Origin of the sequence: Alteromonas sp. B31-7 (assembly GCF_015767655.1) — a bacterium.
In the GTDB taxonomy this organism is placed as follows: domain Bacteria; phylum Pseudomonadota; class Gammaproteobacteria; order Enterobacterales; family Alteromonadaceae; genus Alteromonas; species Alteromonas australica.
Window position 1 is genome coordinate 4076943 of record NZ_CP065233.1, and the last position, 22544, is coordinate 4099486.

The 22544-nt window shown below is 45.6% G+C and carries 19 protein-coding genes; 10 read left to right on the forward strand and 9 right to left on the reverse strand.

Annotated features, from left to right (window positions below; all coding sequences use genetic code 11):
• Positions 1 to 80: 80 nt before the first annotated feature.
• Positions 81 to 941 carry an alpha/beta hydrolase family protein gene (locus tag IUA53_RS17875; protein WP_044446057.1) on the forward strand — a complete coding sequence of 287 codons (861 nt, stop codon included), beginning with the start codon at positions 81 to 83 and terminating at the stop codon, positions 939 to 941.
• Here IUA53_RS17875 and IUA53_RS17880 read toward each other — a convergent pair.
• From IUA53_RS17880 to IUA53_RS17905, 7 genes are all read right to left on the reverse strand, one after another.
• Positions 938 to 3763 (reverse strand): tetratricopeptide repeat protein, encoded by a 2826-nt coding sequence (locus IUA53_RS17880; protein ID WP_044446056.1) that lies wholly within the window; start codon positions 3761 to 3763, stop codon positions 938 to 940. The two genes, IUA53_RS17875 and IUA53_RS17880, sit on opposite strands and share 4 nt — an antisense overlap.
• Before the next feature lie 3 nt (positions 3764 to 3766).
• Entirely contained in the window at positions 3767 to 4723 is a 957-nt protein-coding gene (locus IUA53_RS17885) for a choice-of-anchor A family protein (protein WP_044446055.1), read from the reverse strand.
• Between the two features lie 317 nt (positions 4724 to 5040).
• Positions 5041 to 6516: a catalase gene (locus tag IUA53_RS17890; protein ID WP_044446054.1), complete on the reverse strand. Its 1476-nt coding sequence runs from the start codon at positions 6514 to 6516 to the stop codon at positions 5041 to 5043.
• A gap of 322 nt (positions 6517 to 6838) precedes the next feature.
• Positions 6839 to 7699, reverse strand: a complete 861-nt coding sequence (gene yghU / locus IUA53_RS17895) for a glutathione-dependent disulfide-bond oxidoreductase (RefSeq protein ID WP_044446053.1) — start codon at positions 7697 to 7699, stop codon at positions 6839 to 6841.
• Between the two features lie 223 nt (positions 7700 to 7922).
• On the reverse strand, positions 7923 to 8048 hold the full coding sequence (locus IUA53_RS20405) for a hypothetical protein (protein WP_269746480.1): 126 nt from the start codon (positions 8046 to 8048) through the stop codon (positions 7923 to 7925).
• Positions 8049 to 8344: 296 nt separating this feature from the next.
• Positions 8345 to 10036: an NAD-dependent malic enzyme gene (locus tag IUA53_RS17900; RefSeq protein WP_044446052.1), complete on the reverse strand. Its 1692-nt coding sequence runs from the start codon at positions 10034 to 10036 to the stop codon at positions 8345 to 8347.
• A 69-nt stretch (positions 10037 to 10105) separates the two neighbouring features.
• Positions 10106 to 12763 carry a penicillin-binding protein 1A gene (locus tag IUA53_RS17905; protein ID WP_044446051.1) on the reverse strand — a complete coding sequence of 886 codons (2658 nt, stop codon included), beginning with the start codon at positions 12761 to 12763 and terminating at the stop codon, positions 10106 to 10108.
• 139 nt (positions 12764 to 12902) lie between these two features.
• Between IUA53_RS17905 and pilM the strand changes: the two genes are divergently transcribed.
• From pilM to IUA53_RS17950, 9 genes are all read left to right on the forward strand, one after another.
• On the forward strand, positions 12903 to 13970 hold the full coding sequence (gene pilM, locus IUA53_RS17910; RefSeq protein WP_044446050.1) for a type IV pilus assembly protein PilM: 1068 nt from the start codon (positions 12903 to 12905) through the stop codon (positions 13968 to 13970).
• Positions 13958 to 14539: a PilN domain-containing protein gene (locus tag IUA53_RS17915; RefSeq protein ID WP_044446049.1), complete on the forward strand. Its 582-nt coding sequence runs from the start codon at positions 13958 to 13960 to the stop codon at positions 14537 to 14539. Before pilM ends, IUA53_RS17915 begins: the two co-directional genes overlap by 13 nt.
• On the forward strand, positions 14539 to 15150 hold the full coding sequence (locus IUA53_RS17920) for a type 4a pilus biogenesis protein PilO (protein ID WP_044446048.1): 612 nt from the start codon (positions 14539 to 14541) through the stop codon (positions 15148 to 15150). The genes IUA53_RS17915 and IUA53_RS17920 overlap by 1 nt, the downstream gene beginning before the upstream one ends.
• Complete coding sequence (locus IUA53_RS17925) at positions 15147 to 15677, forward strand: pilus assembly protein PilP (RefSeq protein WP_044446047.1); 531 nt, start codon at positions 15147 to 15149, stop codon at positions 15675 to 15677. Before IUA53_RS17920 ends, IUA53_RS17925 begins: the two co-directional genes overlap by 4 nt.
• On the forward strand, positions 15677 to 17446 hold the full coding sequence (locus IUA53_RS17930) for a type IV pilus secretin PilQ (RefSeq protein ID WP_044446046.1): 1770 nt from the start codon (positions 15677 to 15679) through the stop codon (positions 17444 to 17446). The genes IUA53_RS17925 and IUA53_RS17930 overlap by 1 nt, the downstream gene beginning before the upstream one ends.
• Before the next feature lie 273 nt (positions 17447 to 17719).
• Entirely contained in the window at positions 17720 to 18235 is a 516-nt protein-coding gene (gene aroK / locus IUA53_RS17935) for a shikimate kinase AroK (protein WP_044055780.1), read from the forward strand.
• A 37-nt stretch (positions 18236 to 18272) separates the two neighbouring features.
• Positions 18273 to 19337, forward strand: coding sequence for a 3-dehydroquinate synthase (aroB, locus tag IUA53_RS17940; RefSeq protein WP_044446045.1), 1065 nt, complete (start codon positions 18273 to 18275; stop codon positions 19335 to 19337).
• Between the two features lie 75 nt (positions 19338 to 19412).
• Positions 19413 to 20804: an SPOR domain-containing protein gene (locus IUA53_RS17945; RefSeq protein ID WP_044446044.1), complete on the forward strand. Its 1392-nt coding sequence runs from the start codon at positions 19413 to 19415 to the stop codon at positions 20802 to 20804.
• Positions 20805 to 21017: 213 nt separating this feature from the next.
• Complete coding sequence (locus IUA53_RS17950) at positions 21018 to 21938, forward strand: Dam family site-specific DNA-(adenine-N6)-methyltransferase (RefSeq protein ID WP_044446043.1); 921 nt, start codon at positions 21018 to 21020, stop codon at positions 21936 to 21938.
• Positions 21939 to 21997: 59 nt separating this feature from the next.
• On the opposite strand, the gene IUA53_RS17955 is transcribed toward IUA53_RS17950, so the two are convergent.
• Entirely contained in the window at positions 21998 to 22204 is a 207-nt protein-coding gene (locus tag IUA53_RS17955; protein ID WP_044055777.1) for a DUF2970 domain-containing protein, read from the reverse strand.
• The gene (locus tag IUA53_RS17960) at positions 22205 to 22513 is read right to left on the reverse strand and encodes a hypothetical protein (RefSeq protein ID WP_044055776.1); all 309 of its coding nucleotides are present in this window, start codon (positions 22511 to 22513) and stop codon (positions 22205 to 22207) included.
• Positions 22514 to 22544 lie beyond the last annotated feature (31 nt).

A 22544-nucleotide genomic window follows, 5' to 3' on the forward strand; every position in this document is an offset into this window, starting at 1 on the left:
ATAACAGATGACTTGATTTCTTCATCTGGACAGGCTTTACTGGTAAGACCAGATAAAGCTGCGCTAAAGACACACAAATAATGAAAAAAGACATTAGTGTAACTTGTGAAGATCGTACTCACCTAACGGCTACCTTATATTCGCCATCGGCTCCCTTGAAAGGCGCGATAATGATTGCCCCAGCCACCGGTATTAAACGGCAATTTTACGCGGCTTTTGCTACCTATTTATGCGAACTCGGTTTTGGTGTCATTACCTATGACAATCGTGGCATTGCAGACTCGCTAAAAGGAAAAGTTCAAGACAGTGATGCTTCACTTATTAAATGGGGCACATTGGATATGCCTGCCGTACTGGAAACCCTCAAGCTTCATTTCCCGCATACGAAATACTTTCTCATCGGTCACAGTGCTGGAGGGCAACTGCTCGGCCTTATGCCCAACGTCCATGACCTGACAGCGTTCTGCAATTTTGGAAGTTCTTCTGGCAGCTTGAGAAACATGCGAAAGCGTTATTTGTTCAAAGCGCACTTTTTTATGAACCTGTTTATCCCACTTAGCAATTTGTTCTTTGGGCATACTAAGTCACAGTGGGTGGGCATGGGCGAACCCTTACCTAAGCAGGTGGCCAAACAATGGCAACAATGGTGTAATGGGCAAGGCTATGTAGAAACCGCATTTAAACGAGATATTCACACCCATTTTTACGATGACATTACACTACCATCAAAATGGCTATTGGCCGCTGACGATGACATTGCCAATTTAAAAAATGTAGAGGATATGGTGCGTGTATTCCCTAACGCTAGCGCACAAATAGAGATACTTCACCCTGACGATTTTAAGGTGAAAGAAATAGGCCATATGAAGTTTTTCTCCCGTAAATGTCAGCACATTTGGCCCCAAGCCTCCCACTATTTAGCGCAATTTATAGACACCTAGCGGGCTTGTTCAATACGTGACAATAGTGCATTTGCTTGCTCTCGTTGTTCAAAAGGCGCTGATAACTTTACCAAGCGCCTTAAAATACGCTTTGCTTCTGAATCGTTTTCCAATTCTACCAGGGTATAAGCCAGATGATATTGCAGTGATAAAGATGTGGCGTTTCGCACTGACGCCTCACGAAGCAGGGGCAGCGAGGCTTCGGGTTGGTCATTAATGGTGAGTGCCCAACCGTAAGTATGAAGCACATCGGCGTCTTTAGGTTGCAACCGGTAAGCTTGCTCTGCAAAGTGTAAGCTCTTTGCTTTATTTACCGGCAAATGCAGCTTCGCTAATCTATTGTACAATGCAAAACGGTTTGCCTCAGGTGCTAACTCTAGCATGTAAAGGTAGTGGTTAATTGCGGTGTTAGCGTCGCCATAATAATAGTGATATTGCGCCAGTAAATTACGGGTGAAATATCTATCTGGCTGTCGTTCTACGGTCGCGGTTAGTCGCGTAATCAGCGCCGAAAAATCAGCTACTTTCACACTTAGGGCGTACAGTTTGGCGTAGGCTAAATCGAAGTTTTCGTCTTCATTCAGCACCTTTTGATAAAATGTCATCGCTTGGTTGGGGCGACCTTTTTGCTGTGCTAATTCACCAAATTTGAATAACACCTGAGGGTGATTAGGGTAACTTTTTATTAGTGCTGATAAGCTAGATTCTGCACGTTCGAGTTTATTTAAGGCTAATAAGAGCTTCACCCACTGAAGTTGTAAATTTAGGTTTTCTGGTTGCAATAAACGGGCTCTATCCATGCTGTTCAGGGCTTTCTCTTTATCACCCATTGCCAACCAATTTTGCGATTCGCTGACCAGTACGTTAACCGGCCTGTCAAATATTAGCTCTAGTTTAAGAAGCGTGGATTTTGCATTTTCGGCATCGTTTGCTTTGATATAAAACGTAGCCAATTGCACTAACGCCAATGGATTGCCTGGTTCCTTCACTTCCAATTTACGTAAAACAGCAATTGCGCTACGGTAGTCTCGTTGCTGATTCATTGCAGCCACGGCGGAGAAAGTAATTTTTCCTATTGGCCCAAATTTTTGTAAAAGGTATCTATACCGTCTATCAGCCGATTCAAAATCTCCTCGACGCATGTCAATATTCGCCAATTGAAATACCACTTGAAGGTGATTGCCTTTTTCATTTTCTAGCGCCAGTAAAATAGCTTCAGCGTCGTCTAACAAACCTTTATTGATTAACATTGTTGCTTGATTGTACCGCGCGGCGAAAAGCTCTGGAGCTTGCTTGAGCACTTCCGATAATATAACGTCAGCCTCTGCGTATTTTTTTTCAATCAGCAATTGTGCAGCGTACATATTCTGAATCGCGATATCATCAGCAAACTGCGCTCTTAATGTCGCGATGGCTTTCGCTGCTTTTTGAGTTTCGCCGATATCGAGGAAGTAAAGAGAGTAGGCCACTAACACTTGTCTGTTGTTTGGGAATTGCTCAAGTAAGTTATTTAGCTGTTCTGCGGCTTCTTTAAATTTACCTCGGGAGAATTCTACCCGTACCGCAAACAAGGCAACGTCTACACTATCGGAATATCGCTCTGATAAGGAGGATAGTAATCTCACTGCTTTAAAATTACGGGCGTTTTCTAAATACAGACTTCCTAGCAAAATTGCCTGCTGAAGATGCTGTTGTATCAATTCCGCCTCGTGGTTTTGTAGGCCTAACATGGCGGCTTTTTTATCACCCAACGCCATATTGGTAGTGGCTAACAGAATCGCGGTTTGTAGGTCTGGTTCGCTGTAGGTTGTAAATAGCGTAAAATTATCTCTGGCTTGTTCAAAATTGCCCTGCATCAAGGCCACCATACCCCGCAAATAGAACAAGGAAGGTTCGGCTATCATCATTTCTTCTGGCACGGTAGATAAGCGCTGATCGATTTGCTCTAGTTGAGGCCGAATGTTAGATAGGGCATCTATCTGGCTAGTTAGCCAGCTATTAACAAACATCACATATAAATCGTCTTCCGTTTCCAATAACAAGTCTTCGGTGACTAATAGCGCAGCGTCCAAATCGGCTACGGCCACATAAGCATCAATCAGACTTCGTGCAATTTTCGCGTTATTGGGCGAAATAAGGTAGGCGTTATTGAAATGGCGCTGTGCCAGCAGCACATCCCCTGTTGCACTGGCAAGACGGCCAAGCGCCCACCATGTTAAGGCTTGACTGTCATCCACAGCCAGCGAGCGTTGAAGCAGGGTATCGGCCTGCTTATACTGACCATCCTTAATGGCCAATAAGGCCAAACCGTTTAATCCCAGGGGGTGGTCTGGTAATTGGGTAAGTAGTTCATCGTATTCCCTTTGGGCACATAGCGGCCTTGATTCAAGCAGGCATGCTTCAGCGCGGGTAGCCCGCCATTGTGCCAAATGGGCCTTAGATAAGCCGGCAGATACGTCTATGGCTAATATTTGCTCTGACTTTCGCAGACGCACCAATACTCTGGACCAATTAGGCAACACTAAATTAGGATCAGCGCCTTTTTCATAGGCATGTAAATAAGTTTTATGGGCTTGTTCCCACAACCCAGTTTCAAAATAAAGGTTGGCTAGAAGCAGATGTGCGGGGAGATAGTCAGGGTTGGCTTGTAAAACATTCTTTATATGAATGAACGCTTCTTTATAGGCTTTTGCTTCATAACTAACGATAGCAGATTCATAATCAGCGTTCGCAGCACTATCTTGGTCAGCATTGGCGAACGCCGTGAATGAAAGTGTAAGTAAAAAGAGGCTAACAACACTTACACAAATTCGATTTTTCATTATTTAACGGGTAACTTTAAGCCTGCGTGTAACCATCAATATACTGGCGAAAAGTATCAAGAACAAGCTTGAGTGGGGTGCTGGGACTTCAACAACACTCGCTTCACGTTCATAGTTAAATACAAAGTTGTGGAACTCGCGAGCCCCGGTGTACGATTCCGCGGCAAAAGATCCATCAAATGATGAACCGCCCGTAGTGTCTGCAAAAGGCGCAAGTACAGACCCTTTTACGTTCAGGTTATTGAAATCAATGCTTTCAGCATCATAAAAATTCCACAGAATATTTGAAAAATAACTTTGCTGGGTGAAATCACCTGTACTGTTAACGCCACCACCAATCACAATGTCGTTACCGGGTAAGTCGCTTGCGGACACATTGATAATGATGGTTTCCGCACTGCCTGCAATTAGGTTTAACGCGCTGTTTTGGGCAAACACTTCGCTGGCAGAAACGTTGAATACAGCAACTTCATCGGACCCCGAATAATTAAACGTGCCATTGCTGTAAGTGCCATTTTCGGTAAGGCTTGCGTAGTAAGCGGTATCTGCATAAAGGGAACTGGCAATGTCGGTAATTGACACGTCGGGGTTATAAATAGCCTGGCCGTCATCTCCGTCGTTCAATTCTACCGTCGATGCGTTTAAGGCGCCGCCGTAAACAAGGTTATTGTCTCTCAGCACCCTAATCCCATTCGCATTAACATCACCCACAATGGTCACCGCATCAATAGCGGTGTCGGTATTGGCTAATCGACTACCAAACTCAGCAGTGCGCCCTTGCGCGTTTAAATCGCCGCCAATAAATGCCTGCCCTTCAACATCTCCGCCTTGGAAGTTGTAATCTTCTAACAAAATAAGATTATACGTCCCAAGCACATTCGATGTGCTCGTGCTGGCAGTTTCAGCCGCTACATCGGTGAGCTGAACAACGCAAAAAATAAAAAAAAGTGCAAAGCGCATAAGACGACTACCCAACGTGTTAGCGAAAGTAAAAGAGCATTGGCCCTTCAAGGGCACTGCCTAAAATACACGGCAATGACCATGACTGAGTCGGCCCGCCATTATTGGATAGCTATAAGCAATAAACGCACCAGTTTTAAAATTATAACAAACTCATACACTTCAACGGTTTACATAACTTTAACATGTCGTTTTTGTATATTTTTTTGACAGCCTAGCACCTAAAAGCGCGACTTTAGTTGGAGGTCAAACAAAAAGGAGGCGCAAGCGCCTCCTTTCTCAGAGCAGCGGGCTAAATGTGCCCTTTATCGCAATGGCTACGAGATCCTCGCTGCCACCGCTTGCCTCACTCGCTTCCCGTAGTCTTCATCCGCTTGATCGTATTGTGCAAACATTGCCTCTTGCACATCTTGACTTGCTTGACTTAAACCGTCGGCGATATTGCTCACCAATTGGCATTTTTGATCTTCATTCATAATGCGATATAGGTCTCCCGCTTGAGAGAAATTATCATCATCACGATTGTCGTAGATATCTAACCAAGCATCTTGCTCAAGGGGCATTGGCGGCTCCGCCACTGCGGGAACTTCAGCCGGTTCGCCTTCTTGAGCCCGATTGTTAGGGTAGAAATTAGCGCCTGCCCCTGCCAATGCTGGATTGACTCCTGCAAATGCCCCATCACGCTGATAGTTGTTAACAGGGCATCGCGGGGCATTCACTGGTACCTGATTATAATTGGCCCCCACGCGGTATCTATGTGCGTCTTGATACGCCAATAAACGTGCCTGCAGCATTCTGTCAGGCGACGCGCCAATGCCGGGCACAAGATTGCTTGGTGCAAATGCGGCCTGCTCTGTTTCAGCAAAGTAATTATCCACATTGCGATTTAGTTCAAGCTGCCCGACTTCAATAAGAGGGAAGTCACTGTGAGGCCAAACTTTAGTCAGATCGAAAGGGTTAATTTTATAATTTCGTCCTTCTTCTTCCGTCATAATTTGCACGTTAACGGTCCATGATGGGAAGTCTTCTTTGTCGATACTTTCCACAAGATCTTGCTGAGCGCCAAAGGCAGGCATGGTGGCCGCTTGCTCATTGGTTAAGGTTTTAATTCCTTGGTTTGTTTTAAAGTGCCATTTCACCCAAAAGCGTTCGCCATCTTTGTTCCAGAAACTCAACGTGTGTGAGCTATAGCCATTAACGAAGCGGTATGAAAGTGGAATACCTCGATCAGACATTAAAATGGTGGATTGATGTAACGATTGTGGGTTGTTCGCCCAGAACTCATAAATAGCTTGTGGGTCAGGCAAGTTAGTTCTTGGGTTCTTTTTTTGGCTATGGATAAAGTCGGGGAATTTAATTCCATCGCGTAGGAAAAATACCGGCGTGTTATTACCCACCATATCCCAGTTGCCCTGCTTTGTATAAAATTTAACGGCAAAGCCCCTTGGGTCTCTCGCGTAGTCACTAGAGTCCTGCCCACCACCGACGGTTGAGAAGCGCAAAAAAATGTCGGTCTGCTGGCCGGGTGTTTGCAAAAAATCGGCAATCGTATAGTCAGCTAAGCTTTTGGTCAGCGTGAATGTGCCATAGGCCGCGCTGCCTCGCGCGTGAACGACACGCTCTGGAATTCGCTCACGATTAAAGTGCGCAAGCTTTTCAAATAGATAGTGGTTATCGAAGGTAACTGGGCCACGGGCCCCCGCTGTGCGGCTTTGATTATCGTTAGCAACTGGCGCGCCATTGCTCGCGGTTAAGGGGGTGCTTGATGCGCCTGAAAATGGACATTTACTCATCTTTCGCTTCCTTTTAATTCATCTACCTTTCCAGTCAACCACTGAGGATTAAACTGGGGGGTAACGCCATTCGTTACCGATGAATCCATCCTACCTAATAGGAAAAAGCGAATCTAACGAACTATATCAATCTACATGATTGATTTTTACAATCCTGTATAAGAAAGTTAATTGAAAAGCCCGATTCAATCGGGCTTTTAGGGTTAGGTTCACGTGGATTGTTCACCTGTGTTTGGAAGCCTATTGCGCGCAAGAGCGGGAGGTCGCTTTAATCGCTTAAGGCTATTTGCGTTCGCTTAAGGCTATTTGCACCCGCGTAAGGCTATTCCACTGCCCGTAAAGCTTCATCAATATCAGCTGCACTATGACGGTGGCTTAACTGCCCATCGTCGCCCCATGTTTTATTGACAATTCGACCACGTTTTACCGCCGGTCGCGACTCAATCTCTTTTGCCCAACGTAAAAGGTGCTCGTATTCATGTACTTGCAAAAAGGTGGCCGCATCGTACAAGTTACCTAGCACTAAATTTCCGTACCATGGCCAAATTGCCATATCAGCAATGGAATATTCATCACCCGCCAAGTAACGATGGTTCGCTAAATGTTTATCCAACACATCAAGTTGACGTTTCGTTTCCATGGTAAAGCGATTAATCGGGTATTCCATTGGGTAAGGCGCATAACTATAAAAGTGCCCAAATCCACCTCCTACAAAGGGGCCAGATCCAACTTGCCAAAACAGCCAATTATAACAGGCGACGCGTTGAGCAGGATCCTTCGGAATAAAGGCATCAAACTTTTCTGCTAAGTAATGAAGAATAGAGCCCGACTCGAATAATTTAGTTTCAGGAGACGTGGTGGTATCGACCAGTGCAGGAATTTTAGAATTGGGGTTCACATCAACAAAGCCGGATGAAAACTGCTCCCCTTCCCCGATATTTATCAACCAAGCGTCGTATTCTGCTTCAGCCTTACCCGCGGCAAGCAACTCTTCTAACATGATAGTGACTTTTTGACCGTTGGGGGTGGCTAGTGAGTAAAGTTGTAGCGGGTGCTCACCAACCGGGCGCTCTTTTTCATGAGTCGCCCCAGACACAGGGCGATTAATACTGGCCCACTTGTTACCGTCATCGGTATCTTGGGTCCACACCTTTGGCGGCGTGTAAGAATGTGCATTGCTCATAACAAACTCCTAAACATCGTTTTCATTGAATTGATAGCGAAGACATGTGATTAACATTGACTAAATACTAGCCTTAGCATAGTACGAATACGTTGAATAACGTGTATTTGGGGCAAACTGCGCACTGGTTAAATCGCACACGGTAAGTGATGAAAAAATAAAAGGCGAGCAGTCCATTGCCCGCAAACTGGGAGTTCTGCCCGACAAGGTATCGGGCAGTCAATTACTTTTCTGAAATAGAAGAGAGGGCGTTTAGCAACATACTGGTGTTGTAATCGTTCACCTTGCTGTGATTATTCGCTTCAAAAAGAAAGTGTGAAAATGGTGAAATAAAAAGCTTGGTAAACATGGCGCATCTCCTTCGCAGATAAAACCTAACAGCAGAGGTTAGGTCACGTTTTAAGTCACTGACTGACTATACTGAAGCAAAGCCTAGGCCAATATCAAATTAACAATGTAAAACAACATTTTATAGAAAAGCGGATACTATAATCAGGGAGGAAATGAGATATCCGTAGCCTGTAGGTAACACTTATTTACGCAGCATAGTAAAAACTACAAATAAATGTAAAAAGTGGTGGGCCACAATAGACACAAAAAAAAGCAGCGTAAAGCTGCTTTTTCGAGGTTATGGGGAACGTAGGCTTAAATGCTGACCCGCTTGTACGGGCGATACTCCGCTTTCCAAAAATTTCGTTCAATACTTTGCTTGAGCGCCTCATCTGAAAGCTCTAGTGCTAACCCTTGTGCCATGGCTACTTTGGCCACTGCAAAAGCAATATCTCGACTGATTTGAGCAATGGCTTCCAGTGGCGGCAACAACGCGCCCTCCCCTGTATTAACCATAGGGGATGCATCGGCTAACGCATTACTGGCAGCCATTAACATTTCGTCGCTAATCAGCTTCGCTTTTGCTGCAACCACACCCAGTCCAATGCCCGGGAAAATATACGCATTGTTGCATTGCGCTATGGCAAAAACTCTTCCTTTATATTCAACCGGCTTGAAAGGGCTACCTGTGGCAATAACTACCTCGCCATCTGTCCATTCAATCACTTGCTCTGGTCGGGCTTCAACCTGACGGGATGGATTACTTAATGGGAATATGATGGGCAATTCACAATTTTGCTTCATAGCTCGAATCACTTGCTCGGTAAAGAGCCCAGGCTGACCCGAAACCCCGATAAGTACATCTGGTTTAGCACAGTTCATGACATCAAGCAGAGACGGGTAATCGCCGCTATACGTCCAGTCCGCTAAATCTGACGAGCTCTGTTGAAGGCGCTGCTGAAAGTCTCTTAACCCCTCCATGCCTTCAGTTAATAAACCGAACCTATCCACCATGAACACTTGTTTGCGTGCCTGACTATCGCTAATACCTTCATACACCATTTGCTGTATTAGCATTTCCGCTATGCCACAGCCTGCTGAACCTGCGCCAACAAAGGCCACATTCATTTCACTCAGGCGCTGCTTCTTCATTCGGCACGCCGCCAAAATAGTACCAAGGGTTACGGCTGCAGTACCTTGTATGTCATCGTTGAAGCAGCACACTTTGTTACGATAGCGATTGAGTAGCGGCATTGCATTGGGCTGCGCAAAGTCTTCAAACTGAATCATGACATCTGGCCAACGACGTTTAACCGCGTTAATAAACATGTCAACGAATTCGTCGTAGTCTTCTTGCCCAATTCTTGGATGACGTGCGCCCATGTACATGGGATCATTCAAGAGCTTTTCGTTATTTGTGCCCACGTCTAACATAACCGGCAGCGTATACGCTGGGCTGATGCCACCGCATGCGGTATACAAAGAAAGCTTTCCGATAGGGATGCCCATACCCCCAATACCCTGATCGCCAAGCCCGAGTATGCGTTCCCCATCGGTCACGACAATCACTTTCACCTTACGTTTTGTGGCATTTCGTACAATATCGTCGAGTTGGTGGCGCTCTTCCCACGACACAAACAAACCTCGCGAACTGCGATAGATATCAGAAAACTGCTCGCACGCGTCACCAACGGTAGGCGTATAGATAATTGGCATCATTTCATCTATATGCTTCTGAATAAGACGGTAAAACAAAGTTTCGTTATTATCTTGAATAGCCCGAAGATAAATATGTTTATTAAGGGTTTCATCAAAACTACTGTATTGCATGTAGGCGCGTTCCACTTGCTCCTCAATAGTTTCGTAACGAGGGGGAACCAAACCTGTTAGGTTGAAAGCCGCCCTTTCTCGGGCGGTAAACGCGCTGCCTTTATTAAGCAAAGGCGTTTCAAGTAGTGAAGGCCCCGAGTGGGGAATATAGAGATATCGCTGTGTATCTTCTGACATGGGTAATCCGACTGAGTATTTAGGCAATTTTGCCCGAGCCTCTAGCGCGTGTCTATCACACACGCTGTACTAAAATATTTCTTCCGGCTCAGGCCGAGTGACAGTGTTCTTTTCAGCAGGGTCAATAACCTCGTCATCTCTCACGTACGACTTGGGTTCAGTGCCTTGCAGAAAATATTCGAATAGTGTCGTATGGTCTGTCCTGCGGGTCAACTTCCCACTGGTACGATCAATCCGAATTCGCACAATTTTTTCCGGTACAGGCATTGGCGAATGCGGTTTATCCGCCAGGGCATACTGCATAAAGCGGATCCACGCTGGGCCGGCTGCTTTCGCCCCATCTTCGGTGCCAATTAATGCGTTACCTATCCAGTTAAACTTCTCAGGGTTGCGGTTGACTAAATTCTGATTACGGGTGGCCCTGCCCAGTTGACGGCCCATGTTATCGAAACCCACCCAGGCGGTTGCAACGATGTCTTTATGAAAGCCACTAAACCAAGTATCTCGAGAATCGTTAGTCGTACCGGTTTTTCCCGCAATATCCGTACGCTGCAAAATATTACGTGCACGCCATCCGGTGCCTAACCAGTAAGTTTTCTTGTTCCAGTTACCATTGGCTCGAACCGCTGTACGCATCATTTCCGCCACTAAAAAGGCATTTTGTGGCGTAATAACTTGAGGCGCAATGGGCTTATCCTCTTGCGGCCCTTCGGCCAAGATCACATCTTGATTTAGCTGGGCTTCAAGAAGCGCTTCAATATCAGCTTCTTCGTTCTCATCCAGCATATTATCAGGCGCTGCACCTTTAGTGCAGGCCTCACAAGCCCAAACAGGGTTTGCTTTCCACAGTTCGGTGCCATTTTCATCCAACACTTTGCTAATAAAGTGCGGGTTCACAAGGTATCCACCATTTGCAATAACAGCCATCCCTCTCACCACTTCTAGCGGTGTATGCGAGCTCGAGCCCAAAGACACTGTTTCATCTAAAGGAATGTCATCGGCATCAAAACCAAATCGTGTTAGGTAATCAACGGTATTACGTAAACCCACGCCTCTGAGCAAGCGTACCGACACCACGTTTTTAGATTTACCCAGTGCTTTGCGCATGCGAATAGGGCCATCATATTCCGCAGGTGAATTTTGCGGTCGCCACGCCACTCCAGTGGCGGCGTTCCACTGATTGATAGGGGCATCATTAATAATACTAGCAAGGGTATAGCCACTGTCGATGGCTGCGGAATAAACAAAAGGCTTGATGTTTGAACCCACTTGCCGTTTTGCTTGTGTTGCTCGATTAAATTGACTTTGATAAAAGCTGTAGCCGCCCACAACTGCTTCAACCGCGCCATTTTTAGGGTTTAACGCAATAAAAGCACCACTGACTTCGGGTAACTGAGAAATTCGCCATTGGCCTTCTTGCTCACGAATATAAATAACGGCACCGGGCTGGGTGATATCTGCGGCGACTTCTGGTTCGTTACTTTGCCTAAAGTCTGTTATGTAGCGTCTTGCCCAATCTAACCCGGCCCATTCAATGGTACGGGTGTTGCCATTAACATCAAAAACAGTAATGGATTGCTCGCTCATTCCTGTCACCACAGCTGGCACTAAGGGCTTAATATAAGGCACTTCTCTTAGTACCCGTAAGAACCCGTCCTCTGTCCAATCGCTTGGTGTCTGCTTATCGCTAATATCAAAACTTAAATTTAAAGTCGGTAGTGGATCATCACCTTCGTTAACCTCTGGCGCATTGAAGAGGTAACCTAAAGGCCCTTTATAACCGTGACGTTCATCGTAATCATGGAGGTTTCTTACTACCGCTTTTTGTGCAGCTAATTGCATATCTGATGTAGCAGTAGCGTACACCTGATACCCCCCCGTTTCAGCCTCTTCCTTGCCGTATATTTCCACCATCTCGTTATAAATAATGTCAGCAAGATAGGGCGCGTCTACTTCTATTTCTGCGCCATGCTTTTTTGCCGTTACCGGCATACTCGCAGCCTCTTCAAACTCTTGCTGTGTAATATAGTTTTCATCAAGCATACGTAACAGCACAACACGTCGACGCTCAACAGAACGTTCAGGGCCGCTAATAGGGTTCAGTACCGAAGGCGCTTTAGGCAAACCCGCAATAGTAGCAATTTGCGCTAACGTTAACTCTGTCAGCGGCTTGCCGTAATAGACCTGTGCGGCGGCACCAAATCCAAAAGAACGATGGCCTAGCTCTACTTTATTAAGGTACAGCTCTAATATTTCTTCTTTTGTAAGTACCTGCTCCATGTGCCAAGCGATAAAGATCTCTTTAACTTTACGGATGTAGGTTTTTTCTCTAGTTAAAAAGAACCCTCTCGCTAGCTGCATAGTCAGCGTACTTGCGCCCTGCTTTTTTTCTCCCGTTAGCAACAAACTCACCGCGGCTCGGGCGATACCTATAGGGTCTATTCCGTGGTGTTCGTAAAAACGGCTATCTTCAGTGGCCAAAATAGCGTGAATTAATTGTTCGGGCACTTCATCAAGTTTAACGGGGATCCGTCGTTTCACACCGTATTGGGAAATCAATTTTCCATCGTTGGTGTAAATTTGCATGGGGGTTTGGAGACGAACGTCCTTCAGTACAGTGACACTAGGTAGGTCTGGTTTGATATAAAAGTAGATACCCACAAGTGCAGCACAACCAAGTAGGCCAGAAAGAAAAACGAATAACAAAAGCGGTTTAATGAACTTCACTGTTTACGATTACCAAGGCATTTTTGTGGATATGACGTATATTTTCATACGTATGTGTTTTCTATAGAACCATACTTAGAAAAAAAATTAAGTAATATTGTACTTTAGAGCAACTACCTTTGAAACCGGACACTTGTTAATGAAATCACTGTTCAAGAAAAAGCTACCTCCCATCGTGGGTCTAGATATAGGTACGCGTCAAATAAAAGCAGTGTGGATAGAACAATCTAGTGACGGTTTCGTTTTACAAGGTTATGCCTGTGAGTCTATCAGTAAAACCGCATTTTCTGAACGTGATATTAAGGATTACGAAGCGGTTAGTTTAGCGTTGAAAAAAGTAAGAAGTAGCCTGAAAACTAAGTTGAAGCATGCGTGTGTGGCAGTAGCAGGTAGTTCTGTCATTAATAAAGTGGTGCATATGTCACCCGAACAGAACGACCATGAACTGGAAAGCCAAATTGAAATAGAGGCCGACAGCCTGATTCCTTATCCGATAGAAGAGGTTTATTTGGATTTCGAAGAGCTCGGCCCAAGCGAAGCATACGCTGGAAAAATCAATGTTCTGTTAACTGCAGCACATAAAGAGCTTGTGGACAGTCGTTTGCTATTAGCAAGAGAAGCGAACTTCGAACCCAAGGTCGTGGATGTCGAAAATTTCGCGCTTGGCAACGCAATTGACTATTTTTATACAAGTGGCGCGCAAGACCAACCCATTTGCTGTATAAATATTGGCGCGTCTTTACTGCAAGTGTGTGTTGTCCATCACGGCGAAGTGGTTTACAACAAAGAGCATGGATTCGGGCTCAACCACCTAATTAACGACATTAGTGCCATTCATATGATTGAGAGAGACGACGTTGAAAGGCAGCTCTTAGAAGGTACCCTTTCTGAACAGTGGAAAGACGACACTCTGCCCCTCTTTGCTGCCAACTTACAACAAAATATCAATCGCGCGTTGCAAATGTATATGTCAACGCTGCATGCTGAACGCCCCGCCAAACTGCTAATGACAGGTGGGGCAGCAACCATCACTCCCCTCATTGATATTCTGCAACAAGATTTGGCACTGGACATTGAAGCCTTCAACCCTTTTTCAACCATGAAAATCAGTGACAAATTAGATGCAGCGCGCTTGACACGTATTGCCCCCCAACTCGCCATTGCCGCTGGCCTAGCAAGCCGGAGTTTTACTACATGGCATATGTAAACTTACTCCCTTGGCGGGAGAAACAACGCCAATATCAGAAGCAGCAATATCTGGCGGGGCTGGTCGCCACCGCAGCTATCGTTGGGCTTGTGTTTTGGTTTATAGGGCAAGCCATCGACCAAGCGGTTAGCCACCAAAACACGCGAAATCAGTACTTACAGCGAGAAATATCCCTGCTTGACGCGCAAATTGCTGAAATTCAAAAAATAAAAGAAAGCAAAAACGCCATCGAGCAACGTATGGTGCTCATCGAGCAACTGCAAGCCAGCCGAAATGTATCACCTATTGTTTTTGATGAATTAGCGCGACTGGTTCCCGCTGGTGTGTCATTTCGTGTAATGCAGCGCACCGGGAATCATATAAAAATTGAAGGCACCAGTGACTCGAACAACCATTTGTCAGATTTTATGAGAAGACTAGAAATGTCTTCCGTGTTTATCAATCCAGAACTCTCTACTATTAAAGCTGACTCTGCCACATCAAGAGCCATCAATCACTTCACCCTGACGTTTATGATAAGTCCCACTGTCGCACCACCCAAAGTGGCCATCAATGAAGGACAGAAATAATGGCGTTTGATTTTAGTAAATTAAAAGAGCTCAACGAACTAGAATTTGATCAGGTAGCCATCTGGCCAAAAGAAATTCGAATTGTTGTTGGCTTGTTTGTGGCCCTATTGGTAGCCACCCTCTGCTATTTTTTAATTGTCAGTCCAAAACTTCCCATATTGGATGCGGCAGAATTAAAAGAAGAGCAACTGAAATTGCAATTTGAAGCTAAGTATCGCATCGCAGTGAATTTATCAGCGTACAAGGCGCAACTGGCGCGAATAGAAAAAGACTTCTCATCGATGCTAAAAAGTTTGCCCACCAACAATGAAACTCCGGGCCTGCTTGATGATATTACGTTTGCGGGCACCACGTCAGGACTGACCTTTGAGTTGCTAAATTGGCAAAAAGAAGTGCCCAAAGAGTTTTACACTGAACTTCCCATAGAAATGGAAGTTTCTGGTGGCTATCACAACTTTGGTGAATTTGTTTCCAAAGTGGCTGATTTGCCTCGTATTGTCACCCTTCACGACTTTTCAATGACCCAAACATCATCGGGTTTAAGCCTACAACTACAAGCCAAAACGTATCGCTCTGAAAATAGCTCGCCTAATCGTGGAGCGACGCCATGAACCTACAAAAGTACGCGTTGGTAGTGTGTATTTTGCTGGGTGGGTGCTCACCTCAGCTTGACGACCTCAAAGCCTATACTGCGCAGGTAAAAGCGTCAGCCGTTGTGCACATTGAACCCTATCCAGAGTTTAAGTCGCACCCGTCGTTTAGTTACGACGCGCACTCCCTTCGCAGCCCCTTTATACGCCCAAAAGATAAAACCGCGCCTACACTAAAGGTTCCACAAGGCAGTTGTTTGCAGCCTGATTTTTCGCGCTCTAAACAAGCACTAGAAGCTTATGGGTTAGATGCATTGAGCTTTTCCGGGCAATTTTCCGCTAACGGCGTAGATTGGGCGCTGATACAAAGCAATGACGGTGTTTTACACAAAGCCCAACGGGGCAGCCGAATTGGATTATTTTACGGCACATTAAAGCACATTAATAAAACGACACTAATAATAGAGCAGTTACTGCCAGATGGAGCCGGCTGCTGGCAGAAAAAAGAAGCGACATTGACCTTAGCGTCAATGGCAGGAGAACAATAATGGCTGAGCGTTATATTTTTAATAAATCCTTAAACCGTCGAAAAAATCCATGGTACTGGCTGGCTATTGTGGCTTTTACTCTGTGTCTATATTCTCTTTTCAGTGGCCTAACTCTGGCGGCACAGCAGCGCCTCCTTGATCCGCAACAACGCCATGATTTATCGTCGCAGGGTCGAGTGACACAGATAGATTTTACTCGCGATGCAGACAATACCGGGGTTGTATTGGTATCTCTCTCTGAATCATCAACTTCTGCGCAATTAATTGAGTCGCAGGGCAAAGTAACCGTCACCCTTGCCAATACGCAATTAGATGACGATCAATTAGTGGAACTTAACGTGGTTGAGTTTGCTACGCCGGTGACTGCCATAGAGACGTTTCAAGACGGTGAAAATACCCGTATCGAAATTCGCTACCAAGGTGCCGTTTTGGCACGTCATACGGTAAATGACGGATTATTGCGTGTGGAAGTGCAGCCTATGTCGCAGGCGCAACAAGACCTACTAGAAAACGAAGCCAAATATACCGGCAAGCCTATCTCATTAGACTTCCAAGATGTCCCCGTACGCCAAGTGCTTCAAATAATAGCTCAGGTTAATAACTTCAATTTAGTGACCACTGACACGGTAAATGGAAACGTCACTATTAGTCTATCAGGCGTGCCTTGGGATCAAGCGCTAGATATGATCCTTCGTGTAAGAGGCTTAGATAAACGCCTAGAAGGAAACATTTTACTGATTGCCCCTACCGAAGAATTAATGGCCAGAGAAACGCAAGCGCTGCAATCTAAAAAGCAAGTCTCTGATTTAGCGCCCTTGCACACGGTCAACATCTCGGTTAACTACGCTAAAGCGGCTTCCCTCGCCAGCATATTGAAATCTTCCGAAGGCGGGATTTTATCTGACCGGGGCGCGGTTACTGTAGATGAAAGAACCAATACGCTATTAATTCGCGATACCCTATTATCCATTGATCAAGCACGGAAGATGATTGATGCTCTTGATATCCCAGTGAAACAAGTGCTCATAGAAAGCCGTATGGTCACTGTACTTGATAATGTCGACGAGCAACTCGGTGTTAGATGGGGGTTCAGTGATAGACAAGACGACAATGGCGTTTCAGGTAGTTTAGAAGGGGCGGACACCATTGCGAGCGGTGTGGTGCCGAGTATTGATGATAGACTCAATGTCAATTTACCTGTATCGGGAGCGGCAGGTACCATCGGCTTTCAAATAGCCAGCTTAATTGATGGCACTATTTTGGATTTAGAGTTATCTGCATTGGAATCTGAGAACAAAGGCGAAATTATCGCTAGCCCACGAATTACTGTAGCCAATCAGCAGGAAGCGTACATTGAACAAGGTACTGAAATTCCCTATGTTCAAGCCACATCGAGTGGTGCCACCTCAGTAGAGTTCAAAAAAGCCGTGTTATCACTCAAAGTTACGCCGCATATCACCCCGGACAACCGTATTATTTTAGATTTAGTAGTCACCCAAGATACCCGCGGTGAAACCGTCTCTACCTCTACCGGCGAAGCAGTCGCCATTGATACGCAAGAGATCAAAACTCAAGTGCTGGTAGAGAATGGTGAGACCATCGTTTTAGGGGGTATATTTCAGCAAACCAGCTCAGATGGCGTGACGAAAGTGCCTGTTTTTGGCGATTTGCCTCTGGTCGGCGCATTATTTCGCAATACTTCTGTCCTTCAAGAGAAACGAGAATTACTTATTTTCGTGACACCGAAAATTGTCATGGAAAGACCGTAACAAATTGAAAATCATAGAGATAAACAACATTCTACGGCAACTTCCCTACGGCTAATTTGCGAACTCAGCGGGTGTTTTTCCCATATTAGGGCTAATAGTTTTCAACAATACTTGCAACCCCTTGCGAGAAACTGAGATAATCGCGCTCTCGAAATTTAAGCGAGGTTTAAGGAGTGGTGCTTATTGGACACTAAATAGGCACGAGTCAATGGGTAGGCTGGTAAGGCAACAGTGCACTGCCCCTAACATGATTAAGTTGTGATATAAGCAAATATGGCTGAAAAACGTAATATCTTTTTGGTTGGGCCTATGGGCGCTGGTAAAAGCACCATTGGTAGACACCTAGCAGACGAACTTCACCTAGACTTTTATGATTCCGATCAGGAAATAGAGCGCCGTACTGGGGCTGATATTGCCTGGATTTTTGATCTAGAAGGTGAAGACGGGTTCCGCAAACGTGAAGAAACCGTTATCAATGACCTAACCGATAAGCAAGGTATTGTGCTTGCTACTGGTGGTGGCTCGATTGTAACGAAAGCCGTGCGCAATCGCTTGTCTGCTCGTGGTATTGTGGTTTACCTTCAAACGACTATCGACAAACAAGTTGCTCGTACACAGCGTGATAAGCGTCGTCCATTACTGCAAAATAACGATCCTGAACAAGTACTTCGCGATCTTGCAGACCTTCGTAACCCTTTGTACGAAGAAGTAGCAGATTATGTCGTGGATACCGATGACCAATCCGCTCGCGCTGTTGCGAACCAAATCATCAGTAAAATTGGTCTTTAATTAGCTAACAAAAATATTTTTAGGAGGTGCTGCGCCCATGTCAACCTTAACTGTGGAACTTGGAGAACGTAGCTATCCTATACATATTGAGGCTGGGTTGTTATCGCAATCCGGCCTTTTTGCGTCGTACATCAAAGGGCCTTTAGCCGTCATCGTCACAAACGAGACGGTTGCGCCTCTCTATTTAGAAAAAGCCAAACGCGCTTGCGGTGACGTTCGGGTTGAAACCATCGTGCTTCCTGATGGCGAACAGCACAAAAACCTCGCTCAGTTTGAAGTGGTCATGACGCGATTACTAGAACTCAACGCTGCCCGCGACACCACGCTTATAGCCCTTGGCGGCGGTGTTATAGGGGATCTTTGCGGTTTTGTGGCAGCGACCTATCAACGCGGCGTGCCTTTCATCCAAGTTCCCACCACCTTGCTATCCCAGGTCGACTCCTCTGTAGGCGGGAAAACCGCAGTCAATCACCCGTTAGGCAAAAACATGATTGGCGCCTTTTATCAGCCGGTGTTTGTGGCAATTGACACAGACTCTTTAACGACCTTACCCGAGCGAGAGTTTGCCGCCGGCATGGCTGAGGTGATTAAATACGGAATTATTTACGATGCCCCATTCTTTGCATGGTTAGAAGCGCACATCGACGCATTAAAAGCGCTAGACACCCATGTATTAAGCGACACCATTAAACGTTGCTGCGAGATAAAAGCAGAAGTGGTAGCCAAAGATGAAAAAGAAGGTGGGCTGCGCGCAATTCTAAACTTAGGTCACACTTTTGGTCACGCCATTGAAGCTGAACAGGGCTATGGCAACTGGCTTCATGGCGAAGCGGTAGCAGCTGGTACTATCCTTGCTTGTTTAGCTGCAGAGCAGTTAGGTTGGTTTACATCGTCAGAAACCCGTCGCGTACGTACCTTGATGAGTGCATTTTCGTTACCTGTTGAAGGGCCATCCAATATGGGCATGGACGACTATGTTAAGCACATGAAACGGGATAAGAAAGTAGAGGCGGGAAATATTCGCTTTGTACTTCCTAAAGGCATGGGCACTGCCGTAGTCACAAAAGACGTGACCAACGACATACTGGCCAACATTCTCTAATTCAAGCCTAGCGCTTGAATTAGCGCACTTTTTCTAAGGTTAGCACTTGGCTAATGAACAACGGGGCTTTACGACATGCAAAGTGAACTGCATGAACGTCTTGAATATCTGGTTAACTATTCATCACAACTGATTTTTATCAGTGGTGATTCTATTGCTGAACAGCAGAAAACCTTAGAAGCCTTCGTTTTTCAACAACACGACGATACAGAAATTGCCTACCTCACCGCCGACGCAGACATGGACATTTCTGACTATCGTCGCCAACTGTGCCGTCAACTACTCGGCCAGGTGGTAGGAAGCTTTGTTCGCCCATTGAATGAATTGCTTTCGTCACTCAATGATTTCGACGGCCCCATATTGATTGCCATTACACAAGCACAGCACATCCCTGACAAATTGCTGCAAGAGCTATGGGACCTGGTCTTGCAAAGTCGCTTTGCGGGCAACAAACAGCATTTGAATGTTCTGCTATTTGCCCAAACCCAGTGGGCAGAAAAAGCAAAGCAATGGCTACCCGCCAAAAACACCCAAACACCCTTGTTAATTAGCAGCCAATCCATTTCGTTAGAAAAACCCGCGTCTGAACTAGATCAAATGATGGCTGAGCGACGAGCGGCCTTTCAAGCGCATTTAGATAAACGCAAGATCCCCTTGGCCGCAGCAACCAAAAATCCGCTGTCATCCCCTTGGCTATATATTGCGTTGGGCATTGTTTTTTTACTCACTTTTGGCGGGCTAGTGGCCTGGCAATATGGCGGTGCAATTTCCTCTTTGTTTGAGCCCATCGAAACCACGTCGTCGCCTAAAGCTCCTATGGTGGCTCCCGGTTCCGCTTATGATAAATTAGCCCCCCTTGCGAATGATGAGCTCGATGAAGTCAATCCCCAAGCATCGGAAACCACAGACGGTTCACCTTCACAGCCGGCATCCCCGTTAATTACTGACTGGCAGCAAGCGCTTGGCAACCTAAATGCTCAAACTGAAAGCTCAACCACAGAAATAAAAGGTGACGAGCAAGTTACCTCGGATACGCAAGAAAACCCAGCCTCTACGGCTAGCGCTCCAAAGACGCCAAAGGTTACCTCTTTTGAAGAACCATCAGACATTGTCGCTGGCGACAATGATAATAGCGCTACCCATAGCGCTCAGTACCCGTCGATAGTCCAATGGCTTAAGCCCGAACACTACGTGGTACAAATGATGGGAATGGCTGACAAAGCGGCCATAGAAAACTTTATTGACGCGCACCAACTTACTGACATTACCCATGTCTACACCACACAACGCTACGGTGGCAACTGGTATGTGATGATTTTTAATCGGCCATTGAATAGCCTTGCTGAAGCCAGAGAATCCATGAGAAACCTGCCTGATTACCCTACCAAAAGTGACGCCTTCATTAAGGGTGGCGCACAAGTGCTAGAAGAAGTTGCTAAAAGCACTCAAGGTAGCAATACGCCATAATTGCACTCGATGTCATCGACTTTAGAACCCGCCTTAGATAAAAGAAAACCCCTCTCGAACGCTATTCTAGGTTGTTCCTAGTAGCGCGGGAAGATACAATCTATGTTTAGCGTGGCACTGCCAGATTTGGCGCCATTCCTCAGAAATTCGCCAATCTAGGCATGAAACGGAGAGACCTTTCGTCGATTTCCGTGCAGGTAGTAACGTTTTAGCATGATGCAGAAGAAAAACCGGGCATTTTTAAAGTGGGCCGGTGGCAAGTACAGCCTGGTAGAGCATATTCAGGCCAGGTTACCGCAAGCTAACAAACTCATTGAACCGTTTGTGGGCGCGGGATCCGTGTTTCTAAATACGCAATTTTCGCGCTATTTGCTAAATGACATCAACCCAGATCTCATCAACCTGTACAATTTATTAAAAGCGCAGCCTGACGCGTTAATTAACGACATAAGCACGTTTTTCTCTCCCCGTTACAACGAAGAGGCCATGTATTACAGCTTGCGTGAAGAATTCAACGCCACTCAAGACGAATATTACCGCGCTATTTTGTTTGTTTATTTGAACCGACATGGTTATAACGGCTTGTGTCGCTACAGTCTTGCTGGCAAGTTTAATGTTCCCTTCGGGCGATATAAAAAACCCTATTTTCCCGAACACGAGATGTTTTTCTTTGCCGAAAAATCTCAAAAGGCCACCTTTACCTGCCTGCCTTTCGAAAAAGTATTTAGCCGTGCCCGCAAAGGAAATGTTATTTATTGCGACCCTCCTTATGCGCCTATTAGCAAAACGGCCGCTTTTACCAGCTATGCCGCACTAAGTTTTGGGCAGCCATCGCAAGAAAAATTAGCTGAACTGGCGTTGCAAACATCGAAAAAGCGTGGCATTCCCGTACTTATTTCAAACCACGACTTACCTTTTACTCGCCACCTCTATAAAGGGGCAGACTTCAGTATGTTGTCGGTAAAGCGCTCAATCAGTCAAAACGGTGCTACCCGTAAGCCGGTAGATGAAATACTCGCATTTTTCCCGCCAAGCGCAATGAAAACCGCCGGTAATCCCGTAGGAAAAGTAAAATCAAAAAATGCGATAAAAGTGATGGGACATCACAAAAAAGAACAAAGCATTAAGCCCTAACCGAGTCAAGCTTGGGATACGTGTGCTAATAAAAAACTAGCCGCTAAAAACAAGGGAATCTAGGCACCAACCAGCCACTTAACCAAGGCAAGTAAACCTACAACAAAAAGCGCAACGAGTATTACGCCTATCACAACAAAATGAATGAACCGCCCCTGAGAGAAGTCTCGTTGGTAGTTCGCACTACTCTGTACACCGAATAAACTCGCAAGCACACTGACAAACGTATTCACATACCCTGTAGATGACTTGGTCAGGTTCGCCATTTAGTTGTCGCTAGACGAGGAAGAGAAATCGCCAGCACCATCATCATTATGAAGAAGTTCTAGCAAATCCAAAAAATGAAATTGAAAAGAGGGAGATTTACCCGCTACCCAAGAGAACCAACTGACTTCTGTAACGCCTTCTCTAGCCCGGGCGCATTGGTTTTGAATGTGACTAGCAGGCAACTTGGGGTTAAATTCAGTAACAGGCTGAAATTCACACACAGAAGCATTGACGCTGCCGCGAGGCGACAAGGCGACACTTAATAAAGCAACCACGCCACATAGTGCGAAAAAAGGGATAACTTTCATCCTGAAATCTCTAAACCCGTTTAAAATTTAA